General features: G+C 59.0%; 9 protein-coding genes and 2 tRNA genes. 8 read left to right on the top strand and 3 right to left on the bottom strand.

Annotated elements, in window-relative coordinates; genetic code table 11:
* The first annotated feature begins 97 nt into the window (after nucleotides 1-97).
* The 3 genes from pyk (at nucleotide 98) to O77CONTIG1_RS22780 (ending at nucleotide 4,430) form a co-directional block, all read left to right on the top strand.
* Complete coding sequence (gene pyk / locus O77CONTIG1_RS22790) at nucleotides 98-1,534, top strand: pyruvate kinase (RefSeq protein WP_068515589.1); 1,437 nt, start codon at nucleotides 98-100, stop codon at nucleotides 1,532-1,534.
* A 96-nt stretch (nucleotides 1,535-1,630) separates the two neighbouring features.
* The gene (locus O77CONTIG1_RS22785) at nucleotides 1,631-2,326 is read left to right on the top strand and encodes a 2,3-bisphosphoglycerate-dependent phosphoglycerate mutase (protein WP_068515586.1); all 696 of its coding nucleotides are present in this window, start codon (nucleotides 1,631-1,633) and stop codon (nucleotides 2,324-2,326) included.
* A gap of 469 nt (nucleotides 2,327-2,795) precedes the next feature.
* Entirely contained in the window at nucleotides 2,796-4,430 is a 1,635-nt protein-coding gene (locus O77CONTIG1_RS22780) for an alpha-D-glucose phosphate-specific phosphoglucomutase (protein ID WP_068515584.1), read from the top strand.
* 47 nt (nucleotides 4,431-4,477) lie between these two features.
* On the opposite strand, the gene O77CONTIG1_RS22775 is transcribed toward O77CONTIG1_RS22780, so the two are convergent.
* On the bottom strand, nucleotides 4,478-8,515 hold the full coding sequence (locus O77CONTIG1_RS22775; RefSeq protein ID WP_068515581.1) for a choice-of-anchor D domain-containing protein: 4,038 nt from the start codon (nucleotides 8,513-8,515) through the stop codon (nucleotides 4,478-4,480).
* A 317-nt stretch (nucleotides 8,516-8,832) separates the two neighbouring features.
* Here O77CONTIG1_RS22775 and O77CONTIG1_RS22770 point away from each other — a divergent pair.
* A tRNA-Gln gene (locus tag O77CONTIG1_RS22770) sits at nucleotides 8,833-8,904 on the top strand.
* A 198-nt stretch (nucleotides 8,905-9,102) separates the two neighbouring features.
* The gene (locus O77CONTIG1_RS22765) at nucleotides 9,103-9,741 is read left to right on the top strand and encodes a hypothetical protein (protein ID WP_068515579.1); all 639 of its coding nucleotides are present in this window, start codon (nucleotides 9,103-9,105) and stop codon (nucleotides 9,739-9,741) included.
* Between the two features lie 72 nt (nucleotides 9,742-9,813).
* On the opposite strand, the gene menD is transcribed toward O77CONTIG1_RS22765, so the two are convergent.
* Nucleotides 9,814-11,520, bottom strand: a complete 1,707-nt coding sequence (menD, locus tag O77CONTIG1_RS22760) for a 2-succinyl-5-enolpyruvyl-6-hydroxy-3-cyclohexene-1-carboxylic-acid synthase (RefSeq protein WP_317134166.1) — start codon at nucleotides 11,518-11,520, stop codon at nucleotides 9,814-9,816.
* A gap of 287 nt (nucleotides 11,521-11,807) precedes the next feature.
* Between menD and O77CONTIG1_RS22755 the strand changes: the two genes are divergently transcribed.
* The 3 genes from O77CONTIG1_RS22755 (at nucleotide 11,808) to O77CONTIG1_RS22745 (ending at nucleotide 13,888) form a co-directional block, all read left to right on the top strand.
* Nucleotides 11,808-13,106, top strand: coding sequence for a sensor histidine kinase (locus O77CONTIG1_RS22755; protein WP_068515573.1), 1,299 nt, complete (start codon nucleotides 11,808-11,810; stop codon nucleotides 13,104-13,106).
* Nucleotides 13,103-13,753, top strand: a complete 651-nt coding sequence (locus O77CONTIG1_RS22750) for a response regulator (protein ID WP_068515571.1) — start codon at nucleotides 13,103-13,105, stop codon at nucleotides 13,751-13,753. Before O77CONTIG1_RS22755 ends, O77CONTIG1_RS22750 begins: the two co-directional genes overlap by 4 nt.
* A gap of 62 nt (nucleotides 13,754-13,815) precedes the next feature.
* Nucleotides 13,816-13,888: transfer RNA gene (locus O77CONTIG1_RS22745), tRNA-Thr, on the top strand.
* Between the two features lie 41 nt (nucleotides 13,889-13,929).
* On the opposite strand, the gene O77CONTIG1_RS22740 is transcribed toward O77CONTIG1_RS22745, so the two are convergent.
* Complete coding sequence (locus O77CONTIG1_RS22740) at nucleotides 13,930-15,444, bottom strand: GMC oxidoreductase (protein WP_068515569.1); 1,515 nt, start codon at nucleotides 15,442-15,444, stop codon at nucleotides 13,930-13,932.
* Nucleotides 15,445-15,485: the final 41 nt, after the last annotated feature.

Genomic DNA, 15,485 nt, shown 5'->3' with positions numbered 1-15,485 from the left:
AGGTTCATAGCCAAATTCTTACATTAACCCGGTGCGCTGATTCGTCAATGGTTCGCTTGTTGGGTCTGTTAGCAACCTCTACCCTGACACTGCCGCTATGAAACTCCTCACCCCCCGCACCAAAATTGTCGCTACAATTGGCCCTGCCAGCCGCTCACCCGAAATCCTCAAGAAAATGGTGAATGCGGGCATGAGCGTGGCCCGCCTCAATTTTTCTCACGGCTCCTATGAAGATCACGCCAAGACAATTGAAATGATTCGCGCGGTCGAAGCAGAACTCGATACGCCGATCACGCTGCTGCAAGACCTGCAAGGGCCCAAAATTCGCGTCGGACAAATGCCGAACGGGGGCATTCCTCTGGAGGAGGGCGCACCGCTGATTTTAGTGCCCGACGATGCCCTTGACGGTCAGCCCAACACGGTTTCGATTGACTATCCGCACCTATGGGAAGAAGCAACGCCAGGCACGCAAGTGCTAATGGATGACGGTCTGCTGGAATTGCAGGTCGAAGAGGTGGTGGGTCGCGAGGTGCGCTGCCGCGTGGTGAAAGGCGGTTTGCTGAAAAGCCGCAAGGGCGTGAATTTGCCCAGCCTTAACCTGAAACTGCCGTCAATGACGGACAAGGATATTCAGGATGTAGAGTTTGGACTGTCGCAAAATGTCCACTGGATTTCGCTCAGCTTTGTGCGGCGGGGCGATGACGTACGATCGCTGAAGGATCTGCTAGCTTCTAAGGGACACGCCGATGTGCCTGTGCTGGCCAAGCTAGAGAAACCACAGGCGATCGCAAATCTGGAAGACATTCTCTGCGCCTGCGACGCGATCATGGTGGCGCGAGGCGACATGGGCGTGGAACTGCCGCCAGAGCAAGTGCCCCTGACGCAGAAGCACATTATCCGCCGCTGCAACGAACTGGGCATTCCGGTGATCACGGCGACGCAAATGCTGGAGAGCATGATCCAAAACCCGCGCCCGACTCGCGCCGAGGCCAGCGACGTGGCCAACGCTATTCTCGACGGCACAGACGCAGTGATGCTGTCGGGCGAGTCGGCGATGGGGGCCTATCCGGTGGAGGCGGTGCAAATGATGACGCGCATTGCCCGCGAGGTGGAGCGCGACTATCACTTTGTCAACTATCCTCCTTCCAAAGAAGACGAAGCCCACGCCATTAGCGAAGCGCTGAACGCCATTGACCAGTTTTTGCCGCTCCAGTGCATCGTGGCGTTTACCAACACGGGCTACACGGCTAAGTTGGCATCGAAAGAGCGACCGACGGCTCCGGTGGTGGCGCTGACACCGAATATCGACGTATACCATCGGCTGAACCTAGTGTGGGGCGTGCGTCCGGTGCTGCTGCAAGAAGAAACGACTGAATTTGAAGCCGTGCTACGACAGGCGGAGGAGTGCCTGCTGGAACGGGGACTGGCCTCAGTGGGCGATCGCATTCTGGTCGTCGGTGGCATCCCCATGAAAGTAACGGGCGGCACAAACTTCCTCAAAATCCACACCATCGGCACTTTTGCCGCCAGATAGCCCATCTCCTGGTTCCATACTTCAATAAACCTTTAACTTTACCTGAAAACCTTTAAATTCACCTGATTTCACAGTGTCCAACGCTTCTTTAACCCTATGGCAAAATTAATTCTGACCCGGCATGGACAGAGCCTCTGGAACGCGGTCAACAAGTTCACCGGATGGGTCGATGTGCCGCTGAGCGAACGGGGCCGCGCCGAGGCAACGATTGCCTCGACCAAGCTGCGAGAATATCGTGTAGATGTGGTGTTTACTAGCAAGCTGATTCGGGCGATTGAAACCGCAGTCTGCATTTTGACCGAGTGCGACGACATCTGCGGCGGCAAGATTCCCATCATTCAGCATGACGACGATGACCCCGACTGGAAAGGTCTGGATAACTACGACAATCCAGATGAAGTGCTGCCCATTTTCACTAGCGCAGCCCTGGACGAGCGCTACTATGGCAACCTGCAAGGGCTGAACAAGGCCCAAACCGCGGCGGAATACGGAGCCGATCAAGTGCAAATTTGGCGACGCTCCTACGACATCGCGCCCCCTGGGGGCGAAAGCCTGGAAGACACGCAGGCCCGCGTCTTGCCCTACTTCAACGAAACCATCTTGCCCTACTTGCTGCAAGGCAAAAACGTGATGATCGCCGCGCACGGCAACTCGCTCCGCTCCATCATCATGAAGCTGGATAAGCTATCGGGCGAAGAGGTCGCCAAGCTGGAACTGGGAACCGCTGTGCCGATCGTGTATGACATTGATGAACACGGCGAAGTGACCCACAAGGTGGTGCTGGATCTGTAGGCGAAGGCTAGGGATTTGCCAGCAACGGGCCAGAGAATGGGGGGTACATAGCGCCAAGAGCGCCAAGAGCGCCAAGAGCGCCAAGAGCGCCAAGAGCGCCAAGGCTGGCAACCCCGAAGTTCTGGAAAGCGTCGGCACAAGCCAGGGACAGGGGCCAATGTTCATTGAAGCGTAAGCAGTAGTTGAAGCGTAAGCGGTAACTGATGCACTCGATGCACTCAAGGGTAAAATCGTTGGGGCATCTAGACCGGACACCCGGCCTTTTTTACCGAAGATGCACTTAGGGATATCGCCAAAACGACGCTGGACAATCTAATAATCTAGACAACTTTCTAGACGACTTTGTACTAGGTACTAGATGACTTTGTAGATGACTTTGTAGATGACTGTGAGCTGGGGCAGCCCTGTCCAAATGAAATCCCCCAACCACGGGTCAGCGCATGAACTTGCTTAACCGAGAGGATTGTCGATGAATATTCAAACCGTTTCTACACAGCCCTTTGCCGATCAGAAGCCTGGGACTTCGGGGCTGCGGAAGTCTGTCCCCATCTTTCAACAGCCCCACTATCTCGCAAATTTCATCCAGTCGATTTTTGACAGTTTGGAGGGTTATCAGGGGCAAACCCTGGTGCTGGGCGGCGACGGCCGCTATTACAACCGCGAGGCGATCCAAATTATTCTCAAAATGGCGGCGGCCAATGGCTGGGGCCGCGTGAAGGTGGGGCAACACGGCATTCTCTCCACGCCTGCTACCTCCTGCGTGATTCGCAAATACAAGGCCTTTGGCGGCATTATTCTCTCTGCTAGCCACAATCCCGGCGGCCCAAAAGCTGACTTTGGCGTGAAATACAACATAGAAAACGGCGGGCCTGCGCCGGAAAAGGTAACGGAGGCGATCTTCGCACGAACCAAAGAAATCACGGAATACAAGCTCCTGGATGCGCCCGATGTAGACATCGACACGCTGGGCGAAAGCAAGCTGGGTGGCATGGTGGTCGAGGTGATCGACTCCGTAGCCGACTATCAGGAATTGATGGAGTCGCTGTTTGACTTTGACCGGATTCGGGCGCTGCTGACCAATGGCTCGTTTCGCCTGTGCATTGACGCGATGCACGCCGTTACTGGGCCCTACGCCCATGCCATTTTTGAGCAGCAGTTGGGCGCACCCGCAGGCACGGTTCGCAGCGGCACGCCCCTGGAGGATTTTGGCGGCGGACATCCCGACCCCAACCTGACCTATGCCCATGAGCTGGTGGAGATCATGTTCAAAGCGGACGCGCCGGATTTTGGGGCTGCGTTTGACGGAGATGGCGATCGCAACATGATTTTGGGGCGCAATTTCTTCGTCAACCCCAGCGATAGCTTGGCGCTGCTGGCGGCAAACGCGCACTTAATTCCTGGTTATAAGGACGGACTGGCAGGGGTGGCCCGCTCAATGCCCACCAGCGCAGCGGCAGATCGGGTGGCCCAGCGGCTGGGCATTGGCTCCTATGAAACGCCGACGGGCTGGAAGTTTTTTGGCAATTTGCTGGATGCGGGCAAGGTGACGCTGTGCGGCGAAGAGAGCTTTGGCACGGGGTCGAACCATATCCGCGAAAAGGACGGTATCTGGGCGGTGCTGTTTTGGCTGAATATTCTGGCGGTGCGGCAACAGCCCGTCGAGCAGATTGTGCGGGAACATTGGCAGATGTTTGGGCGCAACTTCTACTCGCGGCATGACTATGAAGAGGTGGCGAGCGATCGCGCGAAGGCACTGGTTGATCACGTCCAGGCGCAAATGCCGACGCTGCCTGGCAAAACCTTCGGCTCCTACACGGTCGAATATGCCGATAACTTCAGTTACACCGACCCGGTAGACGGCAGTGTCAGCCAAAATCAGGGCATTCGCATTGGCTTTACGGATGGATCTCGCCTGATCCTGCGGCTGTCGGGTACGGGCACCAAGGGCGCAACGCTGCGGCTCTATCTGGAAAGCTACGAACCCAACATTGCCAAACACAACCTCGACCCGCAGGTGGCGCTGGGCGACCTGATTGCGATCGCCGAAGAGATTGCCCAGATCAAGGAATATACAGGCATGGATAAGCCGACGGTGATCACCTGAGGAACTGAGCTTGAGTGGGGCGATCGCCTAGCGACCCCGCAGCCAGACTACCGAGACAGCGGGTTGAATGGCTGCGGGAGGGGCACGGGCAGCGGACGAATCGGCGGTTCGGGCTGTGGATCGGGGAGCGGTTCAGGAAGCGGCGTAATTGCAGCCTGCCCCACGCCGCCCACCCGAACCCGGCCGGGGCTGTTGGGGGCATTGCTAGGAATCACCAACTGAGCCGTGCGATACCCTGGCTCCGTCGGATTGAACATCATCTGAACGGTGCAAACCTCACCCGGAGCCAGCGTCACGTTGGTGCAGCTAATTGCAAAGTTGCTGTCATTAGAGGTAGAAAAGTCAAACGGATTCTCCCCACTCAGCCTCAGATCTCCCAGGATCAGGGGCGCATTGCCGCTGTTTCGCAGAACCACAGAGCGGGGCGCACTTATGTTGCCGATGGTCTGATTGTCAAAATCAATACTGGTAGGCTGAATGCTGAGCGTTGGGAAGCGCTGCACCGAGCCGTTGCCCCGCAGCACGACGGTGGTCGAGCCAGTGTTTGTGGGAATCACAATATTAGCGTTGCGCGACCCTTCTACCTGCGGAATAAAGACGACATTAAAGCCGCAGCTTTGCCCCGGACGCAGCGAGAGATTAGAACATTCCGCACCAACAGACGAATTGCGATCGCTCACAAAATCTGGATTACCACTCACCCGGATATCGCCCAGCAGCAGCGGCGCAGTACCCATATTGCTAATGGTGACGGCGCGGGGAGCGCTGGCCCGCTCCATCTCAATGCTGCCAAAATCAATAGACAGTGGATTGACCCGCAGCGCAGGCACCGCAGGCGGCACGCCCTGACCCATGAGCATGACGCGGGCCGTACCCCGATAGTCGTTGCTGTCAAACCGGAGGGCAGCACGGCGATCGCCCTCTCCCTCTGGGCTAAACACCACGCCCACCTCGCAGCGGGCCCCCGGCGGCAAGTCGCTGGGGCAGGTGTTGCGCGTCAGCCGAAAATCCCCTGTCCGGCTTTCGATGCTGATATTGCGAAGCTGGACAGGCACGCCCCCCGTGCTTTGCAAAAAGAAACGCTCTTCACGGCTGGTATTGCGGACAGTAACAGAGCCAAAGTCTACTCGTCCGGGCGTAATGCTGAGGGTGGGCGTTTGGGGCGCAGTGGCCACGCCGTAGCCCGTCAGCGGCACATTCCACGGGCGATTGCTGGTGTCAATCACGTTGATATTTGCCGTCCGCTGGCCCGCAGCCGTGGGTCGAAAGGCAACGAAAATCGGGCAGCTTTGTCCCGGAGCTAGGGGCCCGCCCGTACACTGCTCGCTCACCAAAAAGTCGCTGCGGGCCTGCCCATCGGCCCGCACCAGTTGAATCGTCACGGGAACGGCGCTGTTGTTGACCAGGGCGATGGTTCGCTGGCCGGTTTGGGCATTGACCTGCCACTCGCCAAAGTCCAGCGTGCCGGGATTGAACCGCAGCGCCACGTCAGGATTGACCGGGGGCGTGGGCGACGGACTGCCGGGGCTGGGGCTGCCGCCAATGGCACTAGGGCTATTGCCGCGCAGGGGAATGGTGTAGCGGGTCACGCCTGTAATGTCGTTGAAGGCCAGGTCCGCAATGCGATCGCCCTGACCCTGGGGCGTAAACGTGACCTGAATCGTACAGGACTGGGCCGGCGGCAGCGGGGCGCGGGTGCATTGCTCAGACACCTGAAAATCGGTCGGATTTGCGCCTACGGGCGTAATCCGTCCCAGCCGCAGCGCCTGACTGCCCGTGTTTTGCAGGGTCACAGTCTGGGGCTGGCTGCTGGTGTGAATCGTCTGGTTGGAAAAGGCGAGGCTGCTGGGGTTGACACTGAAGGAGGGGCGATCGCGCACCATTAGCCACGCCGCCAGCGCCCCCAGCAGCAGCGAGCCACCAGTCCCCCCCAGCAGCAGCGGCGAAAAGCGCGAGGAGGCTGCCTCTGCTTCGGGGTCAGAGGTTCCTGGCATGGGCGGCGGCGGCTGGTAGGGCGGATGGGGCGCAGGCTGGGCCGGCAGCGGCGGCAGCGGGGGCTGCGGCTCTGGGGCTGGATATTGGGGCGGTTGGGGCTGGGGCGGCTGGATCTGCGAGGGATATTGGGGCCCTGGATATTGCGGCGGGGATTGCGGTGGATATTGGGGTGGGGATTGGGGCGGATATTGCGGCGGGGGCTGATACTGGGGCGGCTGCTGGGGCTGGGGTTGGAGGTGCTGCATCGGAGCCACCAGCAGGCTGAGGTTGTGGCGCGAGGCGGCGGCGGCGGTTTCGTTGCCCCTGGCTTCCCGCAGGCGCAGCGCCTGGTTGAGATAGTTAATCGCGGCAAAGCTGTCGCCCAGGCAGAGGGCGCGGGTGCCTAGCTGGTGATTAGCCAGGGCGATCGCCTGGGAATTGCCCAAATGCTCTGCCGCCCGCAGCCCCGCATCCCACACCTGCTCCCACGCGCCCCAACGTCGCCCCAGCGCCAGCGGCCCGTCCATCACGCGGGCAAACTGCACGACTTCTTTCCACTGTTCTGCTTCAGCAGCCAGGTTTACCACCCGCATCAGCAGCGGCAAATCTGGCAACAGCGCCCCTTTGATAGGAGCCTGCTGCTGGACCCAGTGCAGAAAATGGCGAACCACCGGCTGCACCCACTGTTCCAGGTTCCAGAACTGCCGCAGGGGAGCCAGCAGGTTTCCTGCCAGCGTGTGGCGCACCCCGTCACTGCTCAAAAAGCCCCGGCTGACCAGGGTCGCCACAATCGGCTGAGGATTGGCTGTGCCCGTCAGCCCGGCCAGGTGGTGGGTCTGCACGGGGACTTCCCCCAGCACCGCCAGCGCCGCCAGACAGCGCCGCTCGGCATCCGGGAAGGTGGCGCACGCCCGCAGCACCAGCACTTCTAGCGTCGCCCCCGATTGCAGTTGCTCGACCATTGCCAACAGGGACAAATGCCCATCGCGCACCAGCATGGCCGCCTGCAAAATCCGCTGCGGATGCCCATACAACAATGTGCAAAGCTGTTCTGCGCTGGATCGCTGCTCTGGCGTGAGGGGGTCGTTCAGGTAGCGTTCCAGCAGATTCACCGCTTCGGACTGGGGCAATCCGCTCAGCGGCAGACTGTGGCTATCGTTCCACAGATGGCGATCTGAAGCCGTGACAATTAGGCCCAGCGTAGTCAGGTTTCGTGTCATCCGCTCTAGCGCGTTGGGCGGCAGACGCACGTCGTCCAGCACCACCAGCGCCCGCTTCTGGCGCAGGGCATACTGCACTTCTTCCTCACTTAGCTTGTGGGGAATGCCGTCGTCAATTTCAAAAAAATCTTCAAATAGGCTCTGGTAGAGGTCTTCGATAGGCTGTTTGCCGACGATGTGATAGACCAGCCCTTCCGAAGCCAATCCCAAGACCGACGGCTGGTGCGCCAGGGCACGGGCGAGGGCGCTTTTGCCCAGCCCCGACTCGCCATAAAACTCGACGGGCACGGATTGTTCCAGCGCGGCGATCGCCCCGTCCAGTTCCTTCTCGCGCCCCACCAGGTAGGGCATGGGCGGGCAAGCCGCTTCAGGGCTGGGCAGGGTGCGCGATCGCAGCGAGGGTGCTGAGGGCTGCGGCAAGAGCGTCACTACTGCCCCGTGGGGGGTCATCTGCAAGCGGCGATCGCCCGCAATCACCTGCTGCCCACCCGCCCCCAGTTCAAACTCGGTCACAGGCAGCCCGTTTCCCGCCTGGGTTCCCTGCATCACGGTAGACATACCGCCCAAGCCAGAAGGGGTAACCAGACTAAACGCCTGCTGCCATCCGATCTGGCTGATGCCGCGCTGCCGTCCGTAAACCTTGAGCGTATTGGCAGTGGCAATGCCCAGTCCCGCAATGCCCTGATGGACAAATGACGCAAGATCCGGCGGCGGCGCAGGCACGGCTTCTACGAGAACATGCAGCGTGTCTTGCTCCAGCCGGGCCATCGCTGTGATGCCCCTGGGATTGAGGCTGCGGTTGAGCAAGGTGGCGATCGCCTCCGCACTTCCCTGCCGCGCTTGGTCTAACAGGTTCTTTTCAGCCAGCAAGTGTTCGTAGGTTTGCGACATGACGATACGAGAGCAAGGTTCACCCTAGAGCCAGATGGATGCCAGATGGATGGTGGACGCGGACGGATTTTTGTTGCGGGTAGTATTCATAACGATAATGCGCCCGACCCAAAACGCAACACTGAATGGCTGAGATTTGGGAAACAGCGTTTTCGAGGTTGGGGTCTGGGAGGCGTCGGGTTTGAATCCCTATCAGGGTTAATCCGCATCACAAAGTCTGTTTCCAAAAATCTTGCGAAATTGCAAAACTCTTGGTTACAATAGTGAGGCTGCAACAGAGACGAAACAATCGTCTACACTCTGTTCTGCATCCTCATTGGGGCGTCGCCAAGCGGTAAGGCAGCGGGTTTTGGTCCCGCCATTCCTAGGTTCGAATCCTAGCGCCCCAGTTTTTCCAGTCCTTGCAGTTAGCTTTATCAGCCTTGGAAGCTAAGGCTGCTTTCGATGCTGTGAATCTATGCTGTGAATCGGCATCTGCAACTTTTCTACTTTTGCAGAATGTGTCGGGGCGCACTTCCAGAACCTTGTCAATTGAGTGGTAAGGTGACTCCAGATTCCGTTTGGTCATCCAGTACAAGGTCTGACTCATGATCAGAACAAAAATTGTTGAACTTTCCACGATTGAAGCCGCTGCCTATCGCCAAAAGCTGAGAGACGGCAAGGCAGGCATTGTGATTTTGCGCTATGACAATGCCCAGCCCGGTCTGGCAACCATCAACCGCCGCACTGCCGAGCCAGAACCGGCCGCCAATATTAACCTCGAAACCTTTCCGATGGAAGCCTTTCGGGAGGCGATGGAACTGACGGCAGGAATGCCCTACTCTCGTCGGGGCCCGGTCAAGCTGAGCGGCGTGCGAGAAGAGCCTGAAGACGAGGAGGCCTCGCCCGAAGAAGTGGCAACGGTAGACAGCGCCGAGTATGAAGCCATCGTCAAGGCCTACACAAATAAGAAGGGTGAACTGTCCTATGACCTGCTGAACAAGGACTTCATTCAGTTTGCCAAGTCCAGCAAGATTGTGGCGGATATGGTGGCTAATGGGGCTTCGGAAAGCGAGATCCGCGATCGCATTCTAAAGGTCAAGCTGGAATCGCTGACGGGCAACCCGTCGCTGACCGACGCGCAGACCCAGCGCATTGTGGAAATGCTGGATGAGGTGAGTCCACGGCACGTCTTTCGTGAGCTAAATGACGAAATTCGCAAGATGCTGAGTCAGGCAAAACCTTGATGAGGGCGTTTTGGGAAAGGCGTTTAGAGGAAGCGCTTAGGAGAAGCGTTTTAGTTTTAACGCCCGATCTGCCTAGCGTGGGGTGCGCTGAGCCAGCCAGCGGGCATTGAGCTTGCGATCGCACTGGAGTTCCAGTACCCGTATCCCCTCGCTAGGTAGCACCTTTAACGCCTGGGCAAGCTGCTCCCAAGTATGGACGAGTTCGTGGGCGATGCCGTAGGTGGCGCAGAGTGCAGCGAAGTCTACAGACTGGGGCGTGGCGAAAAATTCCTCAAACGGCGGCTCAAACTGGGCAATGGGCAGGTTCTCAAAAATGCCGCCGCCGCGATTGTTGATCAACACAATGGTCAGGTGGCCGCGCAGGCGGGGACGCAGCAAGAAGCCGTTGGTGTCGTGCAGCAGTGCTAAGTCACCCGTCAGCAAGACGCTGGGCTGATTGCCATGCGCGATGCCGAGGGCCGTCGAGAGCGTGCCGTCGATCCCGTTTGCACCCCGGTTGCAGAAGGGCTGAATGGCGCGATCGCCCGGTTCCCAAAACCACTCGACATAGCGAACGACCGTGCTGTTGGCGATGACCAGCGGCGTTTCCGGCGGCAGGCATTGCGACAGCACCCACGCGGTCTTGGCTTCGATCAGCGAGTCGAGCGATCGCAGGCTTTCTCGCTGCTGCTGCCAGCAGTCCGTCTCTGCCTGCAACCAGCGCTTCAGGTAATCCGTCGGCGGCGCGGGGGGGCTGGGGAGCGACGCGGCGAGTTGCTGCACGGAACTCCGCAGATGAACTGTCCGCAGATGCAGCGGGTCTAGGTTGCGATCGCCCTCATCCACCACCCACTGCTGCGGCTGGGTGCGCTCTAGCCAGCTTCGCAACTCCTTGCTGGTGGGCATTTCGCCAATCCGAAGCACCCCCTCCGGCGCAAGCTCTGTCGCTAGGTCAGGATCGCGCAGCAGCGTGTCATAGCTCGACACCAGATACGGGTTGAGGCGGGCGTAGTTTCGCAGCGGCGACAGCCCCTCCGCCAGCACCGGAAAACCCAGGCTATGGGAAAGACGGGCGATCGCCCGACAGTGAGCCTGAGCCGCAGTCGCGCTAGAGAATTGGGCGATACCTGCAATGATGAGGCCGCGAGGAGAAAGAGAGAGGAGCAGTTGCGTCAAGTCTGAGTCACGCCATTGCTCCGGCACGCCATCAGCCTGACCGACATTGGCAAAGACATTCGCAAAAAAGCGTGCTTCATCCACAGATGCCCTGAGCGCCATCACATCTGGCTGGGGCACTGGGGCCAGCGGGTCGCGGAAGGGCAGGTTGAGATGCACTGCGCCCGCGACGGGGTGCTGGGTGCGCTCCCAAGCGTGAATCGCAGTCTGGCGCAGGTAGGCAAGTTGGGCAGCGTCCGCAGTGGGCGTGGCGACTTCGTGATACCAGTTCACAAAGCTGCCGAAGAGTTTTTGCTGATCGACGGTTTGCCCTGCGTTGCAGTCGCGCAGTTCCGGCGGACGGTCTGCCGTCAGCACCAGCAGCGGCACCCGGCTTTCACGGGCTTCGATCACCGCTGGAAAAAAGTTTGCCCCCGCCGTGCCAGAGGTGCAGACCAAGGCCGTAGGTCTCCTGGTCTGTTTTGCTAGACCTAGCGCAAAAAAAGCGGCCGATCGCTCATCCAACACCGGAATCGCTTCCAAACCAGACTGCTGAGAAAGGGCGATCGCCAGCGGAGCCGACCGCGACCCCGGACACACCACCGCCACCTGCAATCCCAGCCGCACCAGCGTTTCAGTCAGCACAGAAGCCCAGAGAGTGTTGATATTGCGGAAATCCATGCAGCGCCAGGAAGAGAAGACTTTTCAGGGCAATGGGACGAGTAGAGTAGAGATGACCCATCAGACCATCCCATCATCCCATCATCCCTCTTCGTTCTTCCCTCTTCCCTCTTCGTTCTTCCCTCTTCCCTCTTCGTTCTTCCCTCTTCGTTCTTCCCTCTTCGTTCTTCCCCCTCCCCGCTTCCCCCTTCGTTCTTCGTTCTTCCTTCTTCCTTCTTCCCTCTTCCCTTCTTCGTTCTTCCCTCTTCCCCATGTCTCCCGCCGAATCCCGCCCGATCCGCCCTATCAACCACCCCTTGCGGCTGCTGCTGTATCTGGAATGGAGCCTACTGGCGATCGCCTTTTTGAGCGAACTGGTGGGGCCGCTGTTTCCGGGCCCGAGGATGCCACGGGGAATTGGTCCAGAGCCGCCCTTTAGCTGGGTGTCGCCGCTGGATATTGCCTGCATCGTAGGCTTTGGGCTGATGGGGCTGCGGCTGCCTACGGGGCAGATGGCCACGCGCATCGGGTTTGTGCTGCTGGAGGGAGTGCTGATTTTGCTGGCTACGGCGGGCGATCTGCGGGAAATGCGGCTATTTTCATTTCTCGTCGTGGTGTTTGCGCTGAGGAGTTGCCTCATCTTTGCGCTGCCGGGCCGCCTGATGACGACGGGCATTGCCTACGGGCTGTTTCTGGCGATTTTGACGCAGCGCTTGCGGGAGGTGGTCGATCGGATTCCGGTTACTTGGCGCGTTGGCGCTAGCCTTGCGAAGCAACATCGCCCACGGGGGCTGCCTGCCTGGAGCTTTGCCTATAGCTCGGCGCTGCTGCTGGGGCTGACGCTGGTCTTTTTGCTGCTGCTGGTGGATGCGCTGCTGACGGAGCGCCAAAGCCGCGAAAAGCTGACGGCTGCCAATGCCCAACTGCGAAACTATGCGCTGCGGGTGGAAAAGCTGGCCATGGCCCAAGAGCGCAGCCGCATTGCCCGCGAAATCCACGACTCGCTGGGGCACTCGCTGACCGCCTTGAACCTGCAAGTGGAAGGTGCGCTCAAGCTGTGGCAGAGCGACCCGCAGCGGGCGCATCAGTTTTTGAAAGAGGCGAAAGTGCTGGGTTCTACGGCGCTTCAGGACGTGCGGCAGTCTGTGGCGACGATGCGGGCCGATCCCTTGCAGGAGCAGTCCCTAGAAGCGGCGATCGCCCTCCTCGCCCGCAATGTCGAACAGGTCACCGGGGTTGCGCCGATCTGCCAAATTCACCTCGATGCGCCCCTGCCCGCAGACCTCTCCACCAGCCTTTATCGCATTGTGCAAGAGGCGTTTACCAATATCTGCAAATACGCCCGGCCCTCGCAAATTTTGCTGGATTTGCAGGATACGGCCGCGACGCTGCACCTGCTGATTCAGGATGATGGCGTGGGTTTTGATCCGGCTCAAAATCTCACGGGCTTTGGGCTACAGAGTATGCGCGAACGGGCCGAGTCGCTGGGTGGCATCTTTGACCTGCAAACCTCTCCAGGCCAGGGCTGCACCATTACGGTTCACATTCCGCTAGAGAGGATCGTTCCATGATTCGGATCGTTCTGGCAGATGATCAGCATTTGATTCGTCAGGGCATGAAAGCGCTGCTCGAACTGGAAGCTGATTTGCAGATCATTGGCGAGGCAGAAAATGGTCAGGTTGCGGTGCAGCAGGTTGAACAACTGCATCCCGACCTGGTGCTAATGGACATTCGGATGCCCGTGATGGATGGCGTGGCGGCAACGGAGGCGATCGCCCGTCAGTTTCCCCACACCAAAGTCCTGATTCTCACCACGTTCGATGATCAGGCGTATGTCACTGCTGCGTTGCAAAAGGGCGCGACGGGTTACTTACTCAAAGACACGCCCTCCGAAGACCTGGCCGAAGCCATTCGCGCCGCCCACAAAGGCTATACCCAGATCAGCCCTGGCATTTTGCCGAAGCTGTTGGCTCAGGTTGCGCCGTCGTCTGCTCCATCCCTTGCCCCGCCCGACGGTTTCTCTAGCCTCACTCCCCGCGAACGCGAGGTGCTAGTTCTCGTTGCTCAGGGAGCCAGCAACCGCGAAATTGCCCAGGCGCTTTACATTTCGGAGGGCACGGTCAAAAATCACGTTACCAATATTCTGAACCGCCTGGAATTGCGCGATCGCACGCAAGCCGCCATCCTAGCTAACACGTTTCTCGACTGGCTGACCTGATGGGCCCCGCCTCAAAAATCTGCCCCAACTGCCAAACGGCAATGTTATGATGTAGGGCGATCGCTGGTGTAGCTCAGTTGGTAGAGCTGCTGATTTGTAATCAGCCGGTCGCAGGTTCGAGTCCTGTCACCAGCTTTGGTCAGAAGCCGCTTCACTCGCTTGATTATTCTAGGCGCTTATTTTAGGCGCTCGATCAGGCGATCGCCCACCCGCAGCGCGTTAGCCATAATCGTCAGCGCCGGACTGGTGGCGGAAATTGACGGGAAGAAGCTGCCGTCTACAATGTAAAGGTTATCCACATCATGGGTGCGGCAGTCGGGGTTCAGCACCGAGGTCGCCGGGTCTTCCCCAAAGCGACAGGTGCCGCAGGCGTTAGCTACCACTGACAGCGGCATTTCCCCACTGGGATGGCGACCGCTCATCTGGAGCAGTGACTTATCCATGCCCTTTTCTGCCGTTTTCAGCACCTCTGTCCAACGATAAACCAGACGCTCATGGGGTTCAGTATTGTTCGGCGTATACTCGACGTAAAGCTTTTTGCTGTCTACCCGCACGCGGTTGTCGGCGCTAGGCAAGTCTTCGCTTTGCACCCACCAGCCAATCGAGCGCGTCGCCATCTGTTGTAGCCCAAATCCTGGCATCATCTTGGCTAGCACCGACAGCACCGGCGGCGACTCAGCAAAGATGATGTCTTGCAGCAGTCCGCCTGTGTTGTAAATATGCCCCATTGGGTAGTCAAATCCTTCTTCGCCCCAATAAAAATCGTTGACGTAGACGCTGCGCTGAAACTTGCCGCTGTTGGGCTTGGAAAGTTGCACCACCGACGATAGCCGATGCTTCATTAGGTTGCGTCCCACCAGCCCAGAGCTATTGGCCAGCCCTTGCGAACAGGCTTCGCTGCACGAGCGCAGCAGCACCGCCGCTGTATTAATCGCACCGCAGGCCAGCACGATGATGTCGCCCAAAAACAGATAGGGCTGCCCGCCGATTTCGGCTTCGACGGCTTTCACTTCTCTGCCAGAGGGATTCGTGTGCAGCGAGGTGACGGTTGCACTTGTTTTCAGGGTGACGTTGGGATGCTGAAGGGCGGGATTAATGCCGCTGACTTCAGAATCGTTGGTGGGGTCGTCGGTCTGGCGGGTCAGCGCCATTGGTAGCGAGGCGGGGTGGAGGGACTGAGCGGCGATCGCCCCAATCACTTCCTCAATCTGCGGATCGTGCCCCACCGCAGGATAGGGATAGTCGGCACTGTGGGGTGGCTCGGTGGGGTCGGCTCCCACAGTGCCATGCACCTGATAGAGGTTCTCGGCTTCGGTGTAGTACGGCTCAAAATCGGCGTATTTTACACACCACTCCGGCGATACGCCCTCGTGATGCGTCACCGCTTCAAAGTCACGCTCCCGCATCCGCAATAGGGCAGCGCCGTAAATTTTGGTGTTGCCGCCAACGGCATACTTCGTCTGGGGCGCAAAGGGTTCGCCCGCAATGTCAAACCACTGCTCCGGCGCGTGATAGAGTTCCTTCTTGAAAATATCGACGTTGCTGCGATTCTGCTCCTCTAGGGGCATCACTTCACCCCGCTCCAGAATCAGAATTTTCTTACCTGTGGGCGCGAGCTTTTGAGCCAGCGTACCGCCGCCTGCTCCTGTGCCCACAATAATCACGTCATAATGCGCGTCGTCGATAATCATTACCTTACTCCTCGTCGCCCCGTTGATCGCGGAATAGACTG

The organism is Leptolyngbya sp. O-77 (assembly GCF_001548395.1).
Lineage (GTDB): Bacteria > Cyanobacteriota > Cyanobacteriia > Elainellales > Elainellaceae > Thermoleptolyngbya.
Note: the sequence above shows the minus strand (reverse complement) of the source record. Positions and strands in the feature narration are given on the sequence as shown.